Here is a 22,567-nt window from a genome sequence, read left to right as displayed (position 1 = left end):
TCGGCGGCAGCATGAAAAATCGGTTCAGGCCGGCACGACTTCCACTAGGCAGTCGTAAAACGTGGGTGCCCGGCCCAGATCCGTCAACTGTTGGCTAGTCACTTCGTTCGCGTTCTTGCCATCCGGCGCCAGCTTTTTCCACCAGATCGACAGCCCCACGACAACGCCTTCGCGCGCCTTCTCTGTGACTCTGGCCTTGGCGCGCAACGTCCCCCGGTCGTTGAAGATGCGCACACCGGCGCCATCGGCAATGCCACGCGACGCGGCGTCCGACGGGTGGATGTCCAGCGTTGGCTCCCCTACGGAAGCACGCAGGCTCTCGACATTCACAAAGCTCGAATTGAGGAAGTTACGTGCCGGTGGCGAAATCATTGCGAGTGGATAACGCGCGGCCAGGCCCGGATTACTCGCCACCGACTCGTATGGCGGTACCCAATCAGGCAAAGGATCGAAGCCTTCTTCCAGCATGCGTTCCGAGTAGAACTCGCATTTTCCGGACGGCGTGTAAAACCCTCCGTTCGCGAATGGCGCCTCGGGCAGATCGTAGCGAATCCAGCCGTCCCGTTTGAGCGTTTCCCAATCGCTTCCCGCCATGCGCGCGTCGCTCCAGCGCATCGATTGCGCCGCGAGTTGATCGTCCGTATCCGAGAAGCAGGCCTCCTGCCAGCCCATTCTTCGGGCCAGTAGACGAAAGATCTCCGAGTTGGGCTTGGCCTCACCGAGCGGTGCGATCGCCGGGTTGTTCGCCAGCAGATAGGTATGGCCGTAGGCCTTGTGAATATCGAGATGCTCGAGCTGCGTGGTGGCGGGCAGCACGAAGTCGGCGTAATCGGCCGTGTCGGTCTGGAAATGCTCCAGCACGACCGTGAACAGGTCCTCGCGAGCAAAACCGGCAGCGACCTTGCCCGATTCGGGGGCAACGGCCACCGGATTGCTGTTGTACACGACGAGCGCCTCGATCTTCGGACCGAACGTCCCGCCCCCCGGATGGCAGAGCGCATCGCCGATCGCGCTCATGTTCACCACCCGCGCTGGCTTGTCCCGACGCGGACGCAGATCCGGACGAGCCTGAGCACCCGCATCCACCGGCGCATATCCCGACGTCGACATCAGCAGCCCGCCGGCAGGATCACGCCAGGCGCCGATCAATGCCGGCAGGCAAGCCACCGCGCGCGTCGCCTGACCGCCGCCCTTGGCCCGCTGCATGCCGTAGTTCAGCCGGATTGCCGCAGGCTTCGCACTCGCATATTCACGCGCCAGCGTGATGATCGTCGCCTCATCGATGCCGCAAATTTCCGCCACGCGCGCGGGCGTATAACGGCGCACACGATCCTTGAGTTGGGCGTATCCCACGGTATGTCGCGAGATGTACTCGTGATCGACGAGATTCTCCGCAATCAGCACGTGCATCATCCCCAGCGCAAGAGCGGCATCGGTGCCCGGCAACAGCGCAATGTGCTGATGACACTTCTCCGCCGTGAGCGAACGATAGGGGTCAATCGCGATCAGCTTCGCGCCGCGGCGCTTGGCCTCCTGCGCAATCGCCCAGAAATGCACGCTCGACGTGATCGGGTTGCTGCCCCAGATCAGGATCAGCTTGCTGTCGGCGAAGTGCTCGACATGCATGCCAACGCCTGCCCCGTATGTGTACCGCAGCCCTGCGGCACCCGCGCTGGCGCAGATCGTTCGGTCGAGGTCGGACGCGCCGAGTTTGTTGAAAAACCGTGCGGCCATGGATTCGCCCTGCACGAACCCCATCGTGCCGGCATAGCTGTAAGGAAGAATGGCCTCCGGCTCGCGCGCCGCGATGGCGCGCAACCGCGCTGCGATCCCGTCTAGCGCCTCATCCCAACCGACCTGCACGAACTGTCCGCTGCCTTTCGGGCCGACGCGCTTGAGCGGATGCAGCAGACGATCCGGGTGATAGGTTCGTTCGGTATAGCGCGAGACTTTCGTGCACAGGACGCCGTTGGTCGTCGGATGCTCCGGATCTCCCTGGACCTTGATCGCCACGCCGTTCTCCACGGTTACGTGCAATGCACACGTGTCGGGACAGTCATGCGGACACGCGGCCCGAACGACGTGGGTATTGGTCGTCATGAAAACTACTCCTCTCTGCCGGTTTGCTGCGCCCGGAAATGGTGGCGTGCTGGCGATATTGTATTACGTTCACCCCCGCAGCGCCCCGCAACACGGGGACCCGAGACGTTTTCCGGAGAAATCCGGTGGCGTCCTAAGCCATTTCCTACCAAGATGTCAGACCTCTCCAATAGGGGTAAGATGAGTCATTGCGCTCCGCAGGAAATTTCGTCATGAAGCTCATTCCAGAAATCGACGCCGCCCGCGGCGAAATCCAGACCATCCGACGCGACATTCACGCTCATCCGGAATTGTGTTTTGAAGAAAAGCGCACGTCGGACGTCGTCGCCGATACGCTGACGAAGTGGGGCATCCCCATTCATCGCGGTCTCGGCAAGACTGGCGTCGTTGGCATCATCAAGAATGGCAGCAGCGACCGCGCCATCGGCCTGCGCGCCGATATGGATGCCCTGCCGATTCGCGAAGCCAATACGTTCGAACATGCCTCGAAGCACGAGGGCAAGATGCACGCGTGCGGCCATGATGGCCACACCGCCATGCTGCTGGCGGCCGCGCAGTATCTGCAAGAACATCGCAACTTCGACGGCACCGTCTACCTGATTTTCCAACCCGCGGAAGAAGGCGGCGGCGGTGCCCGCGAGATGATCAACGACGGCCTGTTCGAACGATTCCCCATGGACGCGGTGTTCGGCATGCACAATTGGCCGGGCGTGCCGACCGGCACGTTCGCCGTGACGCCCGGACCGATGATGGCCTCAAGCAACGAGTTCAAGATCACGATTCGCGGCAAGGGCACGCATGCGGGCATTCCGAATGCGGGCATCGATCCTGTGATCGCCGCCGTTCAGGTCGCGCAGGCACTGCAGAGCATCATTACGCGCAACAAGCGCCCGATCGACGCCGCAGTACTATCCATCACCCAGATTCACGCCGGCGACACGACGAACGTCGTACCCGACGTGGCATGGTTGGGCGGCACCATTCGCACCTTTTCCATCGAAGTGTTGGACTTGATCGAATCGCGTCTGCGCGAAATCTCCGAATTCGTGGCCAAGGGCCTGGGGTGCTCGGCGGAGATCGAATTCCTTCGAAATTACCCGCCGACGATCAACGAGCCGCGCATGGCCGCGCTGTGCGCCGATGTCATGCGCCAGTTGGTAGGCGACGAGAACGTCAACGACAAGGTCGAACCGACGATGGGCGCGGAGGACTTCTCCTTCATGCTTCTGGAGAAACCGGGGGCCTACGTCTTCATTGGTAACGGCGACGGCACACACCGCGATAGCGGTCATGGCCTGGGCCCGTGCAACCTGCATAACGCCAGCTACGACTTCAACGACGACCTGCTCCCACTCGGTGGCACCTACTGGGTGAAGCTCGTGGAGACGTATTTCGAGCGCAATAAGTAGACGCGCTCAGCGAGCGCATGATCAGGAGTCCAGCAAAGGGCCCGCAGTCATCTGCCGGCCCTTTTGTCTGGGTCGTGCGAAGGCGACCTACTTCGACGCTGTTGTCGTGGGAATGCGGTCGGTATGCAGTTGGATGTCGCCGTACCAAGCCGTGTATTTGGTCTGGGTGTTATCCCCGTCGCTCATGATCGCGATACCGATGAGACGCCCTGGGCGTTCTCCAAATGCCTTCTCGTAATCCTTGGCGACATCGCGGGAGTATGTTTGCCAATTCCCCAGATGCGCGGTGCCGCGCTCTACGACAATGGAGCGGATGCGCGCGGTGTATGGGTTGGCGACTACCTCGTCGGCAACGAATTTGTCGTCACCCCACGTATACATAAGCGTGGCATATGGCAGCTCACGGCCGCTGACCATGCGTGCCAGTTCCCGATGAAGGTGATCCTGGACCGTCAGTTTCGACGGCTCTCCGTCGAACGCCAGCGCGATGCGCACCGGTGCATCGTCGTACCGCTTGGTGCGAATGTCGGCATTCGTTGGCAAGGCGTCGGCGCGCCAGCGCCAAGTCAGATGTGCCCCCGGATAGATGGGAATATCGAGCTTCTGCGCGAGCCCCGAAGCGGATCCATCAACAGTCGCACGAATCATCGCAACACCATCACCGTCCATGGTTTGCTCGTATCGTGTGAGACGCTTCTGGCGGGTCACTAGATAGGTTTCCCAATACGGCGGGAGTCCTTCTGAATTGATCGCGGCGGACAACGGTGCAATGCTCTCGTATTGCGACGAGATGTCCGATAAGGTTCGGCTAGGCTTAGAACTCGGCGTGGCGCATCCGCCTACGCCGATAGAGATAACGGCAGCGATCGCAAAGAACGCCGCCATGCGCGCGGCAATGGGCCGCCTGCTTCGAACTCGATTTACCACCTGTTTCGCTCCACGAACTACCGCTAACCCCGTGGCGGAATGCTAAGCGAGAAACAGATGCGAATCCAGCGGGATTATCACTTCATGACGCCGACGCAACACGGAGCGAAGGCAAGGCACAGTGGATTGGAGCAGATCGCGCATCGCGCTCGACCGGGCCTTCGCAACACGCAGCGATCACCAGGGGGCTCGGACGCCGAAACCCTTGCGGTTCAAAACCGAAGATGCGACGACCACGGCCGGCGCACACCGCCAGGCTACCACCGACGGCTCACCGACGAGTCTGCGCATTGCGCCCCGCGGGACGCGCTCAGCGTAGCTCGTTCATCGGACGCGTGCATCATGCGCCATGACATCGATCGGCTTTTTGCTTCGAATCTCCAGGCACTGGCCACACAAATCGCGGATGCAAAGCAAAAACCCCTTGCTACTGTGTAGCAAGGGGTTTTTAAGGGGAGCCTGACGATTACCTACTTTCACACGGGTATCCGCACTATCATCGGCGTGGAGTCGTTTCACGGTCCTGTTCGGGATGGGAAGGGGTGGTTCCAACTCGCTATGGTCATCAGGCATAACTTGTATGTTCTGCTGCACGGTGCGTGCAACAAAACCAATTTGGAAGAAGCGTAGTACAACAATGTTGGGTTGCGAGTGTATCGGCACAGCGATACTCACACCAGGAAAAACACACTGGTTATAGGATCAAGCCTCACGGGCAATTAGTATCAGTTAGCTTAACGCATTACTGCGCTTCCACACCTGACCTATCAACGTCCTGGTCTTGAACGACCCTTAAGGGGAATCGAGTTCCCAGGGAAGTCTCATCTTAAGGCGAGTTTCCCGCTTAGATGCTTTCAGCGGTTATCTCTTCCGAACATAGCTACCCGGCGATGCCACTGGCGTGACAACCGGTACACCAGAGGTTCGTCCACTCCGGTCCTCTCGTACTAGGAGCAGCCCCCTTCAAACTTCCAACGCCCACGGCAGATAGGGACCAAACTGTCTCACGACGTTTTAAACCCAGCTCACGTACCTCTTTAAATGGCGAACAGCCATACCCTTGGGACCGGCTACAGCCCCAGGATGAGATGAGCCGACATCGAGGTGCCAAACACCGCCGTCGATATGAACTCTTGGGCGGTATCAGCCTGTTATCCCCAGAGTACCTTTTATCCGTTGAGCGATGGCCCTTCCATACAGAACCACCGGATCACTATGACCTGCTTTCGCACCTGCTCGACTTGTCAGTCTCGCAGTTAAGCACGCTTTTGCCATTGCACTATCAGCACGATTTCCGACCGTACCTAGCGTACCTTCGTACTCCTCCGTTACACTTTGGGAGGAGACCGCCCCAGTCAAACTGCCTACCATGCACTGTCCCCGATCCGGATTACGGACCTAGGTTAGAACCTCAAACAAGCCAGGGTGGTATTTCAAGGACGGCTCCACAGAAACTAGCGTTCCTGCTTCAAAGCCTCCCACCTATCCTACACAGACCGGTTCAAAGTCCAATGCAAAGCTACAGTAAAGGTTCATGGGGTCTTTCCGTCTAGCCGCGGGTAGATTGCATCATCACAAACACTTCAACTTCGCTGAGTCTCGGGAGGAGACAGTGTGGCCATCGTTACGCCATTCGTGCAGGTCGGAACTTACCCGACAAGGAATTTCGCTACCTTAGGACCGTTATAGTTACGGCCGCCGTTTACCGGGACTTCAATCAAGAGCTTGCACCCCATCATTTAATCTTCCGGCACCGGGCAGGCGTCACACCCTATACGTCCACTTTCGTGTTTGCAGAGTGCTGTGTTTTTATTAAACAGTCGCAGCCACCAGTTTATTGCAACCCCTTCACCCTCCTGGCGCAGGCCAGTCAAGCTACAAGGGCGTACCTTATCCCGAAGTTACGGTACCAATTTGCCGAGTTCCTTCTCCCGAGTTCTCTCAAGCGCCTTAGAATACTCATCTCGCCCACCTGTGTCGGTTTGCGGTACGGTCTCGTATGACTGAAGCTTAGAGGCTTTTCTTGGAACCACTTCCAATTGCTTCGCGAACAAGTTCGCTCGCCCCACAGCCTTGAATTACGCGCCCGGATTTGCCTAAGCGCCTTCTCCACTGCAGGGACCGGGACTTCCAACACCCGGACAACCTTCCGCGATCCGTCCCCCCATCGCATCATACGACGGTGCAGGAATATTAACCTGCTTCCCATCAGCTACGCATCTCTGCCTCGCCTTAGGGGCCGACTCACCCTACGCCGATGAACGTTGCGTAGGAAACCTTGGGCTTACGGCGAGGGGGCCTTTCACCCCCTTTATCGCTACTCATGTCAGCATTCGCACTTCTGATACCTCCAGCAACCTTTACAAGTCACCTTCACAGGCTTACAGAACGCTCTCCTACCATGCGAGCAAGCTCGCATCCGCAGCTTCGGTATATTGCTTAGCCCCGTTACATCTTCCGCGCAGGACGACTCGATCAGTGAGCTATTACGCTTTCTTTAAAGGGTGGCTGCTTCTAAGCCAACCTCCTGACTGTTTTAGCCTTCCCACTTCGTTTCCCACTTAGCAATATTTAGGGACCTTAGCTGGCGGTCTGGGTTGTTTCCCTCTTGACACCGGACGTTAGCACCCGATGTCTGTCTCCCGTGATTGCACTCTTCGGTATTCGGAGTTTGCTATGGCGAGGTAATCCGCAATGGACCCCTCAACCATGACAGTGCTCTACCCCCGAAGGTGATACACGAGGCACTACCTAAATAGTTTTCGGAGAGAACCAGCTATTTCCAAGTTTGTTTAGCCTTTCACCCCTATCCACAGCTCATCCCCTAACTTTTCAACGTTAGTGGGTTCGGTCCTCCAGTACGTGTTACCGCACCTTCAACCTGGCCATGGATAGATCACTTGGTTTCGGGTCTACACCCAGCGACTGAACGCCCTATTCGGACTCGCTTTCGCTACGCCTTCCCTATTCGGTTAAGCTCGCCACTGAATGTAAGTCGCTGACCCATTATACAAAAGGTACGCCGTCACCCCTTTCGAGGCTCCGACTGTTTGTATGCATGCGGTTTCAGGATCTATTTCACTCCCCTCCCGGGGTTCTTTTCGCCTTTCCCTCACGGTACTGGTTCACTATCGGTCGATTACGAGTATTTAGCCTTGGAGGATGGTCCCCCCATCTTCAGACAGGATTTCACGTGTCCCGCCCTACTTTTCTCAAGCTTAGTTCCACACCAGGGTTTTCTCATACGGGGCTATCACCCACTATGGCCGGACTTTCCATTCCGTTTTGATAACACCGGTGCTAAATCTTGAAGGCTGGTCCCATTTCGCTCGCCACTACTTTGGGAATCTCGGTTGATTTCTTTTCCTGCAGCTACTTAGATGTTTCAGTTCGCCGCGTTCGCTTCACTGGACCTATGTATTCAGTCCAGGATGACCTAAAAGGCCGGGTTTCCCCATTCGGACATTTGTGGATCAATGCTTATTTGCCAGCTCCCCACAACTTTTCGCAGGCTATCGCGTCCTTCATCGCCTGTAATCGCCAAGGCATCCACCACATGCACTTATTCGCTTGACCCTATAACGAGTGCGTCTCTCGACACATCCTTCATAGGTTGAGTTTTCGCGTTGTGCCGTATTCCAAGTCATCTTTCGATCACTTAAATACTGGTTGATACAATCACAACCCGTACAATTTCCACGCGCCATCTCTAACGCGCTTCCGTTGTACTACTTCTTCTTCCAAATTGTTAAAGAACAAATACTGCATGACATTGCTGTCATTCAAAAACGTTCACGTGGATTTACTACAGAGTTACTGCAGACGTAAAACACTTTTGACTGACATCGATGTGATCTAAGGTTTTGGTGGAGGCAGACGGGATCGAACCGACGACCCCCTGCTTGCAAAGCAGGTGCTCTCCCAGCTGAGCTATGCCCCCCTATCAAGCCTCATTTACCAGCCGACTTGGTCAGGCGGTGGTTAAGCTTGGTGGGTCTGGAAGGACTTGAACCTTCGACCCCCGCCTTATCAAGACGGTGCTCTAACCACCTGAGCTACAGACCCGACTTAGATCTACGCAGTCAACAACCGATAAGCGTGAACACTCAACTTCCAGTGCATGCTCTAGAAAGGAGGTGATCCAGCCGCAGGTTCCCCTACGGCTACCTTGTTACGACTTCACCCCAGTCATGAATCCTGCCGTGGTAAGCGCCCTCCTTACGGTTAGGCTACCTACTTCTGGCAAAACCCACTCCCATGGTGTGACGGGCGGTGTGTACAAGACCCGGGAACGTATTCACCGCGACATGCTGATCCGCGATTACTAGCGATTCCAGCTTCACGCAGTCGAGTTGCAGACTGCGATCCGGACTACGATCGGTTTTCTGGGGTTAGCTCCACCTCGCGGTTTGGCAGCCCTCTGTACCGACCATTGTATGACGTGTGAAGCCCTACCCATAAGGGCCATGAGGACTTGACGTCATCCCCACCTTCCTCCGGTTTGTCACCGGCAGTCTCCTTAGAGTGCTCTTGCGTAGCAACTAAGGACAAGGGTTGCGCTCGTTGCGGGACTTAACCCAACATCTCACGACACGAGCTGACGACAGCCATGCAGCACCTGTGTTACGGTTCTCTTTCGAGCACTCCCACCTCTCAGCAGGATTCCGTACATGTCAAGGGTAGGTAAGGTTTTTCGCGTTGCATCGAATTAATCCACATCATCCACCGCTTGTGCGGGTCCCCGTCAATTCCTTTGAGTTTTAATCTTGCGACCGTACTCCCCAGGCGGTCAACTTCACGCGTTAGCTACGTTACTAAGGAAATGAATCCCCAACAACTAGTTGACATCGTTTAGGGCGTGGACTACCAGGGTATCTAATCCTGTTTGCTCCCCACGCTTTCGTGCATGAGCGTCAGTATTGGCCCAGGGGGCTGCCTTCGCCATCGGTATTCCTCCACATCTCTACGCATTTCACTGCTACACGTGGAATTCTACCCCCCTCTGCCATACTCTAGCCTTGCAGTCACGAATGCAGTTCCCAGGTTAAGCCCGGGGATTTCACATCCGTCTTACAAAACCGCCTGCGCACGCTTTACGCCCAGTAATTCCGATTAACGCTTGCACCCTACGTATTACCGCGGCTGCTGGCACGTAGTTAGCCGGTGCTTATTCTTCCGGTACCGTCATCCCCCCGAGGTATTAACCCAGAGGATTTCTTTCCGGACAAAAGTGCTTTACAACCCGAAGGCCTTCTTCACACACGCGGCATTGCTGGATCAGGCTTTCGCCCATTGTCCAAAATTCCCCACTGCTGCCTCCCGTAGGAGTCTGGGCCGTGTCTCAGTCCCAGTGTGGCTGGTCGTCCTCTCAGACCAGCTACAGATCGTCGCCTTGGTGAGCTTTTACCCCACCAACTAGCTAATCTGACATCGGCCGCTCTTGTAGCGCGAGGCCCGAAGGTCCCCCGCTTTCCTCCTCAGAGCGTATGCGGTATTAATCCGGCTTTCGCCGAGCTATCCCCCACTACAAGGTACGTTCCGATGTATTACTCACCCGTTCGCCACTCGCCACCAGGTGCAAGCACCCGTGCTGCCGTTCGACTTGCATGTGTAAGGCATGCCGCCAGCGTTCAATCTGAGCCAGGATCAAACTCTTCAGTTTAAACCTGTTACTGTTTTCGGTTTTTCGCGATAAATCGCTAGAACCGGTCGCTCTCAAAGTATGCTGACAAGTTAATTACTTAACTTACCTATTACTATGTGAGCCTCAATAAATTTAAAGCTAATCTGCCGAAGCAGACGCACTATTCATCGAGTGCCCACACTTATCGGTTGTTCAATTTTTAAAGATCAATCGCATCACACTTCGCTTCGTCGCCAACTTACCGCGCCGTCGCTTCGTTTTTTGCGTCGCTGCATCAGCAGCAGAGAAGTGAGATTATGTCGCAGCTTCTCGTCGTCGTCAACAGTTTTTTCGCTTTCTTCGCTCGCCGCCGTAGCGACTTGCCTGCTCGAAAACCACTAACCACCGGGCTTTTCGGCCCGTCACCCCAACCGCTTCGCCGCTTTCGCTGCGTCGCCGTCGTTGCGAGAGACGAGATATTAGTGAAAACCCCGAACGCTGGCAAGCCCTTTGTGAAAATATTTTGAAAAGCCATGAAAAAGCCCCGTCGGGACGGGGCTTTTTCATCCGACATCGTCACCCACCGGTGTCGATGCCCTTATTGTCCAGCGCACCGACCGACTACGACTTCTTGCCGAAGTAGCGCGCGTAGATGGCGTCGTACGTTCCGTCAGCCTTGATCGCCTCGATGCCCTTGTTGATCTTGGCCAGCAACTCGGTGTCGCCCTTGCGCACCGCAATCCCGTAATACTCCTTCGGGAAGCTGCTGTCGGAAACAGTACGCAGTTTCGCGTTCGGATTGTTGGAGATGAAGTTCACCACCACACCGTTGTCGGCCACGACAGCATCCACGCCACCCGCTTCGAGCTCCTTCATCGCCAGCGGCGTACCTTCGAAGCGTTTGACGGCGGGGTTGTTCTTGCCCATGAGCTTCTGCACGACCTCGTCGCCCGTAGTCGCAGTCTGAACACCCACCTTCAGCGACTTGAGATCGTCGAACTTCTTCACCGTCGAGTCGACCGGCACGGCAATCAACTGCGACGCCTCGAAGTATGGCGTCGAAAAGTCCATCTGCTTGCTGCGCTCGTCGGTGATCGTGATCGCCGATATCAGAATGTCCCGATCACCCTGCACCAACGAATTGAAGATTCCCTCGAAAGGCGTGTTGATGAAGCGGACGGAAATGCCCGCCTTGTCGGCAACGGCCTTCATCACGTCGATGTCGAAGCCGGCGATCTGCCGGGTATCCGTTTCGAATTCGAACGGCGCATAGGCGGCGTCCGAACCGACGACATACACGGGTTGCGCGCCGTCCGGCCCCACCGAGCGGCCCGCGGCCGATTCTTCCTTTTTCCCGCAGGCACTCAACAGCAGCCCTGAAGCCACTATGAGCGCCAGCGCCAATGTACGTCGTTTGGTCGACATCGTTTCGTCCCTTGCTGAAAAAACCGGCAGCCTACCACAAGGACGACCCCCGCAAAGGAGGTCGTCACCGTTTTTCACAACAGCGTCAGCGATGCTTGAAAACGGGCTTGCGCTTCTCGACGAATGCGGCCATGCCCTCCTTCTGATCTTCCAGCGCGAACAGCGAATGGAAAATGCGACGCTCGAACTGCACCCCCTCGTCGAGGGTCGATTCGAACGCACGGTTCACGGCTTCCTTGGCCGCCATCACGACCGGCAGGGAAAATTCGCAGATGGTGTTCGCCGCACCGATCGCCTCGTCCAGCAGCTTGTCGAACGGAACCACGCGCGACACGAGACCGGCGCGCTCGGCCTCCGCGGCATCCATGAACCGGGCGGTCAGGCACATGTCCATCGCCTTGGCCTTCGACACGGCGCGCGTGAGACGCTGCGTGCCGCCCGCGCCCGGAATCACGCCGAGCTTGATCTCCGGCTGACCGAACTTTGCGTTGTCCGCCGCGATAATGAAATCGCACATCATGGCCAGTTCGCAGCCGCCGCCGAGCGCGAAGCCCGACACCGCCGCGATCACCGGCTTGCGGATGCGGCGCACCGTCTCCCAGTTGCGCGTGATGTAATCGCCCTTGAACACATCGGCGAACGTGTACTTCGACATCATGCCGATGTCGGCGCCCGCAGCGAACGCCTTCTCGCTACCGGTGATCACCATGCATCCGATGGCGTCGTCGGCATCGAAGGCGGTCAGCGCGGCGCCGAGTTCGTCCATCAGCGCATCGTTGAGCGCATTGAGCGCTTTCGGACGATTCAGCGTGATCAGACCAACGCGACCGCGCGTCTCCACCAGAATGTTCTCGTACGTCATCCTCTTCTTCCTCCAGTCAAAGTCTTGTCTTGTGTTTCGGGGGTAGGTAACGGCACATCACTGCAAACAAAGGTTCAGGGCATGATGCCATCGATCCCCCGGGCACGCACCTGTCGTTCCGCCAAGCAGACGTTCAGCCTTGACGCCCGACGGCGAGCCAGGAGACCGTCCGGCCGTCGGGGAAAACCCGGCGTCATCACGCGCCACGCCCGGCAGATTTGATGCTATATTAACAAACCAACCGGTCGGTTAATTAATGTCGACAACGCATATCGACGACGACCGGGTGCCGTCACCTGCGTCCTGCCGCGCGCCAGCACGAACGTGCCCGCCGGCGGGTAGCGAATCCGCCAGCCGCATCCCGACACGGACAGATCCACCACCATGACCCATCCCCTCTTCGCCAAACACCAAGAGACTCTCGAGCGCGCCCTTCAGGCCATCGCCACGCGTGGTTACTGGAGCCCGTTCACGGAAATGCCGAGCCCGCGCGCGTATGGCGAAACGGCGGCCGCCGACGGCGAAGCCGCCTTCAAGCAGTATCTGAACGCCGCCTTCCCGCTCGAGCAGCGCGGCAGCACGGGAAGCGTCGGCCAGGAAACCTCGCCGTTCGGCTTCGCCCTGGGCACGACCTATCCCGGGTTCGAAATCGACACCCTGCTCGCCCGCGTGAGCGACGCGCACAAGTCGTACCGCGCCGCCACGCCGGACGCCTGGGTCGGTGTCTCGCTCGAAATCCTCAAGCGCCTGAACGCCCGCAGCTTCGAGATGGCCAACGCCGTCATGCACACCACGGGCCAGGCCTTCATGATGGCGTTTCAGGCCGGCGGCCCGCACGCCCAGGATCGCGGCCTCGAAGCCGTGGCCTACGCCTGGGACGAATTGCGCCGCATTCCGGCCGACGCCTACTGGGAGAAGCCGCAGGGCAAGAACCCGCCGCTCGCCATGGAAAAGCGCTACACGGTGGTGCCGCGCGGCGTGGCACTGGTCCTCGGCTGCTGTACGTTCCCCACGTGGAATGGCTATCCCGGCCTGTTCGCCAGCCTGGCGACCGGCAATGCCGTGATCGTCAAGCCGCATCCGGGTGCGATCCTGCCGCTGGCCATCACGGTGAAGATTGCTCGCGAGGTGCTCAAGGAAGCCGGCTTCGATCCGGACGTGGTCACGCTCGCCGCGACCAACCCGAACGACGGCGCCATCGTCCAGCAGCTCGCCCAGCGCGGCGAAGTGCGCGTGATCGACTTCACGGGCAGCACCGCCAACGGCGACTGGCTCGAGACCCACGCCCGTCAGGCACAGGTCTATACCGAGAAGGCCGGCGTGAACCAGATCGTGATCGACTCGACGGATGACCTCAAGGGCATGGCCCGCAACATCGGCTTCTCGCTGGCGCTGTACTCGGGTCAGATGTGCACCGCACCGCAGAACATCTATATTCCGCGCGACGGCATCCAGACTCCGGACGGCAAGGTGTCGTTCGACGAGGTCGTGTCCGCCATCGCGGGCAGCGTTCAAAAAACGTGCAGCGACCCGGCCAAGGCCGTGGAGCTGCTCGGAGCGATCCAGAACGAGGGCGTGCTCGCGCGGATCGAGGAAGCCCGCGGTCTCGGTCGTGTGGTCCTCGACAGCCAGTCGCTGCAGCACCCGGCTTTCGCCGACGCCCGCGTTCGCACGCCGCTGATCGTGGCCCTCGACGTGGCCGACGAGGCGACCTTCACGCGTGAGTGGTTCGGCCCGATCGCCTTCGTGATCGCCGTCGACAGCAGCGCACAGGCCTTCGCGCTGGCCGGACGCATCGCCGCCGAACACGGTGCGCTCACGCTCTCGGCCTACACGACGTCGGCCGAAGGCGAGTCCCAGGCGCTCGACGCCGCCATCGAGGGCCGCGTGGCGCTGTCGCTGAACCTCACGGGCGGCGTGTTCGTGAACCAGTCGGCCGCCTTCTCGGACTATCACGGCACGGGCGGCAACCCGGCCGCGAATGCGAGCCTGGCGGACGCCGCTTTCGTGGCGAACCGTTTCCGCGTGGTGCAGAGCCGCCATCACGTGCCGGCCCGCTCCGCCGACGCGACCGCCTGAGCGACACAACACTCAACTATATAGAGGGGACGGAGAGAAAACCCGACATCGTGCGCCATCGCGGCGGCAAGTCACTACCATAGTCACTCGCCGCCGCCCGGGCACGATCGACCGCCATCGACCGTCACCGGGCCATCTCCCGATCACCACGGACAGGAACGAGACATCATGACCGAAGCCTTCATCTGCGACGCGATCCGCACCCCCATCGGCCGCTACGGCGGCGCCCTGAAGGACGTGCGCGCCGATAATCTCGGCGCCATTCCCCTCAAGGCGCTCATGGCGCGCAACCCGAACGTCGACTGGACGCTCATCGACGACGTAATCTACGGCTGCGCCAACCAGGCGGGCGAAGACAACCGCAACGTGGCCCGCATGGCGTCGCTGCTCGCCGAGCTGCCGATCGACGTGCCGGGGGCCACGCTCAACCGCCTGTGCGGCTCGGGCATGGACGCCATCGGCACCGCCGCGCGCGCCATCAAGGCCGGCGAAGCCGGGCTGATGATCGCCGGCGGCGTCGAATCGATGACTCGCGCGCCATTCGTGATGGGCAAGGCCGACAGCGCCTTCGCGCGTCAGGCGGCGATTTTCGACACCACCATCGGCTGGCGCTTCATCAACCCGCTGATGAAGGCGCAGTACGGCGTGGACTCCATGCCCGAGACGGCCGAGAACGTGGCGGACGACTTCAAGATCAATCGCGAAGACCAGGACCGCTTCGCGCTGCGCAGCCAGGAGAAGGCAGCGCGCGCGCAGGCCGACGGCACGCTGGCGCAGGAAATCACGCCGGTGTCGATCGCCCAGAAGAAGGGCGACGCGATCGTGGTGGAACGTGACGAGCACCCGCGCGCCACGAGCCTGGAGGCGTTGGCCAAGCTCAAGGGCGTGGTGCGTCCCGACGGCACCGTGACCGCCGGCAATGCCTCGGGCGTGAACGACGGCGCGTGCGCCTTGCTGCTCGCCAGCGAGAGTGCCGCCAGGCTGCACGGTCTCACGCCGCGCGCGCGCGTACTGGGCATGGCCACGGCGGGCGTGGCGCCGCGCATCATGGGCATCGGCCCCGCCCCGGCCACGGTCAAGCTGCTCAAGCAGCTGAACATGACGCTGGACCAGTTCGACGTGATCGAACTGAACGAAGCCTTTGCCAGCCAGGGTCTGGCAGTGCTGCGTCAGCTCGGCGTGGCCGACGACGACGCCCGCGTGAATCCGAACGGCGGTGCGATCGCCCTCGGCCATCCGTTGGGCGCCTCGGGCGCGCGTCTGGTCACGACCGCGATGTATCAACTGCATCGCACCGGCGGCCGCTATGCGCTGTGCACGATGTGCATCGGCGTGGGCCAGGGCATCGCCATCGCCATCGAACGCGTCTGATCGCTCATCGCGCTTCGCCAAGACAAGAGACACCCGGAGGAAGACACTCATGACCGCCACGATTCAGCTCTCGCTGCAGGCCAACGTTGCGACGATCACGCTCAACCGTCCCGAGAAGCTCAACAGCTTCACGCGCCAGATGCATGCGGAATTGCGCGACGCGCTCGACGCCGCGCAGGCGCAAGGCGCGCGCGCGATCGTGCTGACCGGCGCCGGACGCGGCTTCTGCGCCGGCCAGGATCTGGCGGATCTCGACTTCACGCCGGGCGCCTCGACCGATCTCGGTGCGCTGATCGACGAGAACTTCAACCCGCTGGTGCGTAAGCTGCGCGCGATGCCGGTGCCGGTGATTGCCGCCGTGAACGGCATTGCGGCCGGCGCGGGCGCGAACCTGGCACTCGCGTGTGACATCGTGCTCGCCAGCGCCTCGGTGAATTTCGTGCAGGCGTTCGTGAAGATCGGCCTGTTGCCGGATACCGGCGGCACCTGGTTCCTGCCGCAACGCGTGGGCATGGCGCGCGCCATGGCGCTCGCCATGCTCGGCGACAAGCTCTCGGCCGAACAAGCCGAGCAGTGGGGCATGATCTGGCGCTGTGTCGACGACGATGCGCTGATGTCCGAAGCCCAGAAGCTTGCCGCCCAGTTGGCGACGCAACCCACGCGAGCGCTCGCCACCATCAAGGCAGCGCTGTACGCGTCGGCAACCAACACGCTCGATCAGCAGCTCGACCTGGAACGCGATTCGCAGCGGGCGCTGGGCGCCTCGTACGACTACGCCGAAGGCGTGAACGCGTTTCTCGAGAAACGCGCACCGAAATTCGAGGGTCGCTGACCGACGCCCTCACCCAGCGCGCTTGCCCCGGCCAAGACCGCATGCCGCGCGAGAGACCGATATCAAAACAAGACGAGAGACACGATGAGCCTGACCTCCCCCGCCGCCAAGGCACCCAGTGAGATGACACCGGAAGAGCTCGCCCGCGCCACGGGCGAGGCGATGTACAGCACCGATCGCGCCAGCCAGTGGCTCGGCATGGAATTGCTGGAAGTGCGTCCGGGCTATGCGCGCATGTCGATGCGTATTCGCGACGAATTCCTCAACGGCCACGCCATCTGCCATGGTGGCCTGATGTTCACGCTCGCGGATTCGACGTTTGCGTTCGCGTGCAACAGCTACAACATCAACACGGTCGCCGCCGGTTGCAGCATCGAATTCCTGAAGCCGGTTGCCGGGGGCGACACCCTCACCGCCGAGGCGCAGGAGCAGGTACTTTCGGGGCGTCACGGCATCTACGACATCCGGCTGACGAATTCGGCCGGCGAAGTGGTCGCCATGTTCCGCGGCAAGTCCGCACAGATCAAGGGCAACGTCGTCTGACGGGCCCCGGGCAGTACGTGGGTCCGGGCACGCAGGCACGAGACATACACGTCATAGTGAGTAGTAGTAGAAAGTAGCAAGTCCCAAGGAGACAGTCATGACCACCGCCTTGCCGCTCGAGCCGATCGAGAAAGCGAGCCTCGACGAACTGCGCGCCCTTCAGCTCGACCGTCTGAAGACGACGCTGCGGCATGCCTATGAGAACTCGCCGGTGTACCGCCGCAAGTTTGACGAGGCCGGCGTCCATCCGGACGATCTGACCTCGCTGGCCGACCTGGCCAAGTTCCCGTTCACGACGAAGCAGGATCTGCGCGACAGCTATCCGTTCGGCATGTTTGCCGTGCCGATGGAGCAGGTCTCGCGCGTGCATGCCTCCTCGGGCACCACGGGCAAGCCGACGGTCGTGGGCTATACCGCCAACGACATCAGCACCTGGGCCGACCTGGTCGCGCGTTCGATCCGCGCGTCCGGCGCCCGTCGCGGCGACAAGGTGCACGTCAGCTACGGCTATGGTCTGTTCACTGGCGGTCTGGGCGCGCATTACGGCGCCGAGCGCGCCGGGCTGACGGTAATTCCGTTCGGCGGTGGCCAGACCGAGAAGCAGGTGCAACTGATCCAGGACTTCAAACCCGACATCATCATGGTCACGCCGAGCTACATGCTCGCGATTGCCGACGAGCTGGAGCGCCAGGGTCTGGTGGCGGCCGAGTCGTCGCTGCGCATCGGCATCTTCGGCGCCGAGCCGTGGACGAACGACATGCGTACGGCCATCGAGAAGCGCATGGGCATCGACGCGGTCGACATTTATGGACTGTCGGAAGTGATGGGACCCGGCGTGGCGTGCGAATGCGCCGAGACCAAGGACGGCCCGACCATCTGGGAAGATCACTTCTATCCCGAGATCATCGATCCGGAGACGGGTGAAGTGCTGCCCGACGGAGAATTCGGCGAGCTGGTCTTCACCTCGCTCACGAAGGAAGCCCTGCCGATCATCCGCTATCGCACGCGCGATCTCACGCGTCTGCTTCCGGGCACTGCCCGCACGATGCGTCGCATGGAGAAGATCACCGGCCGCTCGGACGACATGATGATTATCCGCGGCGTGAACGTGTTCCCGTCGCAGATCGAGGAACTGCTGCTGCGCCAGCCGGTGCTCTCGCCACACTATCAGATCATCCTGGACAAGGAAGGCCCGATGGACACGATGGCCGTTGAAGTCGAAGCGGCGGTCGGCTGCAACGACGACAGCGCGCTGCAATCGGCGGGCGGCGAGCTCAAGCGCGATATCAAGACGCTGATCGGCGTGTCGTGCGCGGTTCGCGTGAAGCCGGTCGGCGCTATCGAGCGCTCCGTCGGCAAGGCCCGCCGCGTGCTCGACAAGCGCCCGCGCTGATCCCCCGACCGACACGGCATCCACCGCGAAGCGACGGGTCGCCACAATCCGTTGCCGTCACGGCGCCGTGACGAAAGAAAAAAGCCCGCGAATCCGCGGGCTTTTTTCTTCCTGAGCGCGGGGCGCATCGCGCGGCGTCACTGATTCGGCAGGAACACCCACATCTTGCCGCTCTGGCGCATGCGCCCGGCGAGATCGCCCGCGTCGTCGCCCAGTCCCCAGAAGAAGTCGGCGCGCACGCCGCCCTTGATGGCGCTGCCGGTGTCCTGGGCGAACATCAGCCGGTTGATTGGCGTATTCGCCTGCGGCCCAAAAGGCGGGCGGGTGGTCGAGAGGAACACCGGGCTGCCCAGCGGGATCGACGCGGGATCGACGGCGATCGAACGCTCCGCCGTCAGCGGCACCCCGAGCGCCCCGATCGGGCCTTCGATGCCGCCCACGCCGTGGTTCGGCATCTCGCGGAAGAACACGAAGCGCGGGTTCACGTCGAGCAGTGCGTCCACACGCGACGGGTTGGCCCGCGCCCACGCCCGAATACCCTGCATCGTCGCCTGCGCGGGCGTGATCTCGCCGCGGTCGATCAACCAGCGGCCGATCGACTTGTACGGCTGGTCGTTGTTGCCCGCGTAGCCCACGCGCATGACGGTACCGTCGTCGAGCAGCACCTGCCCCGAGCCTTGCACCTGCAGGAAGAACGCTTCGATGGGGTCGTCCACGTACACCAGTTCGTTGCCGCGCAACATGCCGCTGCGCATGAGCTCCGCCCGCGGGGGCAGCGATCCGGCCCGGCGGCCGGCCGGCCATTTGTAGAGCGGTGTCTGGTACACGCCGCCCCGCACCCGCGAGCCGTGCAGCAACGGCTCGTAGTAGCCGGTGATCAGGCCCGTTTGCGTGCCATCGGAGTTCGCGATACGAAACGGCGTAAAGTACTGTTCGAAGAATTGACGGACCGCCGCCGGATCGAGATCGTCGAGCTGCTCGGAGGCCCGGCAGGCCATTTGCCAGTGACTCTGGCGGCTCAGCTTGACGCAGCTTTGCGCGAGCGCGAGCCGGGCGCCGATGAGCGAATCATCCTGCCAGCCGTCGACCTGCGACCACGATACGGGTTGCATGCGTCCCGCGCCCGAGGGCGGCGTGGCCACGGTCGATGGTGGCGTGCCTGGACGATAGGTGCCCTTCGGGGGCACACTCGAACAACCGTAAAGCAATACCGCCAACGCGGCGAGTGCCAGCCCCCGGCCGGCACGCCACCGCCCGAACACATTCAGGAAAAGCGTCATGGGTAATCTGTTCGATGAATATCCGGCGTTGCTGGTACTGCCGGAAGTGTTGCTTGCCGTCGTGATCATCGCGGCCATCGTGGTGATGCGTCGCAGGCCGTCGCCCCACCGCCGGGTGCGCCAGACACGGGCGAGCCGGCCGATGCCGAGCGACACCGTCGACCCGATCGATGCCGACGCGACCGCTCGCGCGTCCGACGATCCGTTGAAGCGGGAAGACTGGTCCGACGACCGCCGCTGACGCCCGGTGACTGCGTTCATGCCCGATTTCAGTGCAGCGTGCGCGGCATGGTGAGCGCGAACTCGGCGATGGGGACTTCGAAGCGGGTGCCGTCCTCCGCCACGCAGAAGTACTCGCCGCGCATGGTGCCGACCGGCGTGCCGACCATGGCCCAGCTGGTGTACTCGAACTGTTCGCCGGGCTTGAGGAACGGCTGATGCCCCACCACGCCCAGGCCGTTCACTTCCTGCACCTTGTTGTCGCCGTCGGTGATCACCCAGTGGCGCGAGATCAGCTGTGCCGGCGTTTCTCCGGTATTCGCGATCGTGATCGTGTACGCGAAGGCGAATTGCCGCCGATCCGGTTCCGATTGCTCCGGAAGGTATTGCGGGCGCACCGTGACGGTAAATTCGTACTGGCTCATCGGGTGTTCCTGTTGCGCATGCGTGCTCTCTGATGGCGTTCTGGTCATGGCGGTCGGGCCGCCGGCTGTCGGTCTGTCGTCGGTCGGTTCCGCGGCGTCGCGACCATTGCGCTTGGCGCGACATGGCGCGCGCCATCGCGTTTTGCAAGGCATTCTGCGGCAAGTCGTCGCGGGTCGCAACCGGCGGACATCCCGGGGCCCTGCCGACCCGGCGGGCGTGATGCTCATGCGCGTCCGCCCCGCTTGCAGCCGACTTGCCGCCCCAATGCCCTCGTGCTCCCGTGCCCCCGTGCCCCCACGCCCCCCCGTGCCGACCCACCACACGAAGCCGGTGCGGACCTCGCCAATGAGAGCACTGTGGAGAGCACCGCGGGCAGGTGTCAGGCGAAAGCTTTAAAATAGCGCTTTTGACGCTACCGCCCCACCTCGCCATGACGCAATTCTGTATCGCCCCCAGCATCCTGTCCGCCGACTTTGCCCGGCTTGGCGAGGAAGTCCGCAACGTCGTGGCGGCCGGCGCCGACTGGATTCACTTCGACGTGATGGACAACCATTACGTTCCCAATCTGACCATCGGCCCGATGGTCTGCGAGGCGATTCGTCCGCACGTGGACGTGCCCATCGACGTCCACCTGATGGTGCGCCCGGTCGACCGCATCGTGCCCGACTTCGCCAAGGCGGGCGCCAATCTCATCACGTTCCACCCCGAAGCGTCGGACCACATCGACCGCACGCTCGGCCTGATTCGCGACAACGGCTGCAAGGCCGGGCTCGTCTTCAACCCGGGCACGCCGCTGCACTACCTCGACCACGTGATGGACCGTCTCGACATGGTGCTGATCATGTCGGTCAACCCCGGCTTCGGTGGCCAGTCGTTCATTCCCGAGGCGCTCAATAAACTGCGCGCCGTGCGCGCGCGCATCGACGCCTACCGGGCCGAGACCGGTCGCGAGATCCGCCTGGAGATCGACGGCGGCGTGAAGGTCGACAACATCGCCGAGATCGCCGCCGCCGGCGCCGACACGTTCGTGGCCGGCTCCGCCATCTTCGGCAAACCCGACTACAAGGCGGTGATCGATCAGATGCGCGCCCAACTGGCGAGCGTGGCATGATCCAGAACCCGCATCTCCGGCTCGACGGCATTCGTGCCGTGCTGATCGACCTCGACGGCACGCTCGTCGACACCGCCGGCGACTTCGGCGTGGCGCTCAACGCGATGCTGGCCGACCTGGGCGCCGCCCCCGTGCCGACCGAGCGCCTGATGACCTTCGTGGGCAAGGGCACGGCCAACCTCGTGCGCAAGACACTCGCCGAGCGCTTCCCCGACAGCGAGATCGAGGCCCTGTTCGAGCGTGCCCAGGACAAATACGAAGCCGTGTATACGTCGATCAACGGCGAGAACACGGTGCTCTATCCCGAAGTGCGTGAGGGATTGGCAGCGCTGCGCGAGGCGCGGCTGCCCGTGGCCTGCATCACCAACAAGCAGCACCGCTTCGCCGTGGCGCTGCTCGAGCACTACGCGCTCACCGATCATTTCGATCTCGTCTACGGCGGGGACTCGTGGCCCAGGCGCAAGCCCGACCCGATGCCGCTCGTCAAGGCGTGCGAGGCCTTCGGCGTGTCGCCGTCGCAGGCGGTGCTCGTCGGCGACTCGGGCAACGATGCGCAGGCGGCCCGTGCGGCCGGTTGCGCATCGCTCACCGTGCCGTACGGCTACAACCATGGCGAATCTATACAAACGATCGACACGGATGGTATAGTCGCCTCAATTCTGGGCGCCGCCCGGGCGATTCTGCCCAAGGCAACGTCCGATCTGGCGAGCTGAATTCGCCGTCTTCCACACTGCATTCAAGCGCAATGTTCCTGAACAAGAAACGGAGTCTTGGCGTGATCGACCGGGGGGCCTGGCCCTGGCGACGCTGGTCCTGCTGAACCCTTCCAAGGGGTGGCCGGGACCGCCGAAGCTCGTCTTCGGCAACCCGTTTCTTGCATCGTTGTTGTTCCCAAGAAGTCATTTGTCTGCGCGCCGTGCTACACGGCGGGCGGATGCGTCGAGACGCAATTCGCGCGGCGATCCCG

The 22,567-nt window shown here is 61.3% G+C and carries 15 protein-coding genes, 2 tRNA genes and 3 rRNA genes; 9 read left to right on the top strand and 11 right to left on the bottom strand.

From position 1 onward, the window contains the following. Positions 1 to 24: 24 nt before the first annotated feature. Positions 25 to 2,100 (bottom strand): molybdopterin-containing oxidoreductase family protein, encoded by a 2,076-nt coding sequence (locus LV28_RS26990; RefSeq protein ID WP_023594046.1) that lies wholly within the window; start codon positions 2,098 to 2,100, stop codon positions 25 to 27. A 212-nt stretch (positions 2,101 to 2,312) separates the two neighbouring features. On the opposite strand from LV28_RS26990, the gene LV28_RS26985 reads away from it, so the two are divergent. Beyond that, positions 2,313 to 3,509, top strand: a complete 1,197-nt coding sequence (locus LV28_RS26985) for a M20 aminoacylase family protein (RefSeq protein ID WP_038618887.1) — start codon at positions 2,313 to 2,315, stop codon at positions 3,507 to 3,509. A gap of 87 nt (positions 3,510 to 3,596) precedes the next feature. On the opposite strand, the gene LV28_RS26980 is transcribed toward LV28_RS26985, so the two are convergent. The 8 genes from LV28_RS26980 to LV28_RS26945 all read right to left on the bottom strand — a co-directional run bounded on the left by LV28_RS26980 (position 3,597) and on the right by LV28_RS26945 (position 12,346). Next, a complete protein-coding gene (locus LV28_RS26980; RefSeq protein WP_069106811.1) occupies positions 3,597 to 4,394 on the bottom strand; it encodes a DUF3047 domain-containing protein in 798 nt (265 codons plus the stop codon). A gap of 499 nt (positions 4,395 to 4,893) precedes the next feature. Beyond that, a 5S ribosomal RNA gene (gene rrf, locus LV28_RS26975) occupies positions 4,894 to 5,006 on the bottom strand. Positions 5,007 to 5,134: 128 nt separating this feature from the next. Then, a 23S ribosomal RNA gene (locus LV28_RS26970) occupies positions 5,135 to 8,012 on the bottom strand. A 288-nt stretch (positions 8,013 to 8,300) separates the two neighbouring features. After that, a tRNA-Ala gene (locus LV28_RS26965) sits at positions 8,301 to 8,376 on the bottom strand. 48 nt (positions 8,377 to 8,424) lie between these two features. Then, positions 8,425 to 8,501, bottom strand: a tRNA-Ile gene (locus LV28_RS26960). A gap of 64 nt (positions 8,502 to 8,565) precedes the next feature. Continuing rightward, positions 8,566 to 10,098, bottom strand: a 16S ribosomal RNA gene (locus tag LV28_RS26955). Together the 16S, 23S and 5S rRNA genes with 2 tRNA genes alongside form the textbook arrangement of a ribosomal RNA operon. Before the next feature lie 582 nt (positions 10,099 to 10,680). Further along, entirely contained in the window at positions 10,681 to 11,484 is an 804-nt protein-coding gene (locus LV28_RS26950; RefSeq protein ID WP_023594043.1) for a basic amino acid ABC transporter substrate-binding protein, read from the bottom strand. 85 nt (positions 11,485 to 11,569) lie between these two features. Continuing rightward, on the bottom strand, positions 11,570 to 12,346 hold the full coding sequence (locus LV28_RS26945; protein WP_023594042.1) for an enoyl-CoA hydratase: 777 nt from the start codon (positions 12,344 to 12,346) through the stop codon (positions 11,570 to 11,572). Between the two features lie 384 nt (positions 12,347 to 12,730). Here LV28_RS26945 and paaN point away from each other — a divergent pair, with 384 nt between their 5' ends. The 5 genes from paaN (at position 12,731) to paaK (ending at position 18,564) form a co-directional block, all read left to right on the top strand. Beyond that, the gene (gene paaN, locus LV28_RS26940) at positions 12,731 to 14,425 is read left to right on the top strand and encodes a phenylacetic acid degradation protein PaaN (RefSeq protein WP_038618890.1); all 1,695 of its coding nucleotides are present in this window, start codon (positions 12,731 to 12,733) and stop codon (positions 14,423 to 14,425) included. Positions 14,426 to 14,593: 168 nt separating this feature from the next. Further along, positions 14,594 to 15,796 carry a 3-oxoadipyl-CoA thiolase gene (pcaF, locus tag LV28_RS26935; protein WP_023594040.1) on the top strand — a complete coding sequence of 401 codons (1,203 nt, stop codon included), beginning with the start codon at positions 14,594 to 14,596 and terminating at the stop codon, positions 15,794 to 15,796. Positions 15,797 to 15,845: 49 nt separating this feature from the next. Then, complete coding sequence (paaG, locus tag LV28_RS26930) at positions 15,846 to 16,628, top strand: 2-(1,2-epoxy-1,2-dihydrophenyl)acetyl-CoA isomerase PaaG (protein ID WP_023594039.1); 783 nt, start codon at positions 15,846 to 15,848, stop codon at positions 16,626 to 16,628. An 84-nt stretch (positions 16,629 to 16,712) separates the two neighbouring features. After that, a complete protein-coding gene (gene paaI, locus LV28_RS26925; RefSeq protein ID WP_023594038.1) occupies positions 16,713 to 17,171 on the top strand; it encodes a hydroxyphenylacetyl-CoA thioesterase PaaI in 459 nt (152 codons plus the stop codon). A 97-nt stretch (positions 17,172 to 17,268) separates the two neighbouring features. Continuing rightward, positions 17,269 to 18,564 (top strand): phenylacetate--CoA ligase PaaK, encoded by a 1,296-nt coding sequence (gene paaK / locus LV28_RS26920; RefSeq protein ID WP_023594037.1) that lies wholly within the window; start codon positions 17,269 to 17,271, stop codon positions 18,562 to 18,564. A gap of 137 nt (positions 18,565 to 18,701) precedes the next feature. Here paaK and mltA read toward each other — a convergent pair whose 3' ends face one another. After that, a complete protein-coding gene (gene mltA, locus LV28_RS26915; protein ID WP_023594036.1) occupies positions 18,702 to 19,844 on the bottom strand; it encodes a murein transglycosylase A in 1,143 nt (380 codons plus the stop codon). Between mltA and LV28_RS26910 the strand changes: the two genes are divergently transcribed. Beyond that, complete coding sequence (locus tag LV28_RS26910; RefSeq protein ID WP_023594035.1) at positions 19,843 to 20,085, top strand: hypothetical protein; 243 nt, start codon at positions 19,843 to 19,845, stop codon at positions 20,083 to 20,085. The two genes, mltA and LV28_RS26910, sit on opposite strands and share 2 nt — an antisense overlap. A 28-nt stretch (positions 20,086 to 20,113) precedes the next feature. On the opposite strand, the gene apaG is transcribed toward LV28_RS26910, so the two are convergent. Further along, entirely contained in the window at positions 20,114 to 20,488 is a 375-nt protein-coding gene (gene apaG / locus LV28_RS26905; protein ID WP_038618893.1) for a Co2+/Mg2+ efflux facilitator ApaG/CorD, read from the bottom strand. Between the two features lie 431 nt (positions 20,489 to 20,919). Here apaG and rpe point away from each other — a divergent pair, with 431 nt between their 5' ends. Next, complete coding sequence (gene rpe / locus LV28_RS26900) at positions 20,920 to 21,600, top strand: ribulose-phosphate 3-epimerase (RefSeq protein ID WP_023594033.1); 681 nt, start codon at positions 20,920 to 20,922, stop codon at positions 21,598 to 21,600. Further along, positions 21,597 to 22,313 carry a phosphoglycolate phosphatase gene (locus LV28_RS26895; RefSeq protein WP_038618896.1) on the top strand — a complete coding sequence of 239 codons (717 nt, stop codon included), beginning with the start codon at positions 21,597 to 21,599 and terminating at the stop codon, positions 22,311 to 22,313. Before rpe ends, LV28_RS26895 begins: the two co-directional genes overlap by 4 nt. The last annotated feature ends 254 nt before the right edge of the window (positions 22,314 to 22,567 follow it).

It is taken from the genome of Pandoraea pnomenusa, from assembly GCF_000767615.3.
GTDB classification, from domain to species: Bacteria; Pseudomonadota; Gammaproteobacteria; order Burkholderiales; family Burkholderiaceae; genus Pandoraea; species Pandoraea pnomenusa.
Note: the sequence above shows the minus strand (reverse complement) of the source record. Positions and strands in the feature narration are given on the sequence as shown.

Coding starts and splice junctions, on each gene's coding strand:
- LV28_RS26990 (WP_023594046.1), bottom strand. CDS start 2,100: ATGACGACCAATACCCACGTCGTTCGGGCCGCGTGTCCGCATGACTGT.
- LV28_RS26985 (WP_038618887.1), top strand. CDS start 2,313: ATGAAGCTCATTCCAGAAATCGACGCCGCCCGCGGCGAAATCCAGACC.
- LV28_RS26980 (WP_069106811.1), bottom strand. CDS start 4,394: ATGGCGGCGTTCTTTGCGATCGCTGCCGTTATCTCTATCGGCGTAGGC.
- LV28_RS26950 (WP_023594043.1), bottom strand. CDS start 11,484: ATGTCGACCAAACGACGTACATTGGCGCTGGCGCTCATAGTGGCTTCA.
- LV28_RS26945 (WP_023594042.1), bottom strand. CDS start 12,346: ATGACGTACGAGAACATTCTGGTGGAGACGCGCGGTCGCGTTGGTCTG.
- paaN (WP_038618890.1), top strand. CDS start 12,731: ATGACCCATCCCCTCTTCGCCAAACACCAAGAGACTCTCGAGCGCGCC.
- pcaF (WP_023594040.1), top strand. CDS start 14,594: ATGACCGAAGCCTTCATCTGCGACGCGATCCGCACCCCCATCGGCCGC.
- paaG (WP_023594039.1), top strand. CDS start 15,846: ATGACCGCCACGATTCAGCTCTCGCTGCAGGCCAACGTTGCGACGATC.
- paaI (WP_023594038.1), top strand. CDS start 16,713: ATGAGCCTGACCTCCCCCGCCGCCAAGGCACCCAGTGAGATGACACCG.
- paaK (WP_023594037.1), top strand. CDS start 17,269: ATGACCACCGCCTTGCCGCTCGAGCCGATCGAGAAAGCGAGCCTCGAC.
- LV28_RS26910 (WP_023594035.1), top strand. CDS start 19,843: ATGGGTAATCTGTTCGATGAATATCCGGCGTTGCTGGTACTGCCGGAA.
- mltA (WP_023594036.1), bottom strand. CDS start 19,844: ATGACGCTTTTCCTGAATGTGTTCGGGCGGTGGCGTGCCGGCCGGGGG.
- apaG (WP_038618893.1), bottom strand. CDS start 20,488: ATGAGCCAGTACGAATTTACCGTCACGGTGCGCCCGCAATACCTTCCG.
- rpe (WP_023594033.1), top strand. CDS start 20,920: ATGACGCAATTCTGTATCGCCCCCAGCATCCTGTCCGCCGACTTTGCC.
- LV28_RS26895 (WP_038618896.1), top strand. CDS start 21,597: ATGATCCAGAACCCGCATCTCCGGCTCGACGGCATTCGTGCCGTGCTG.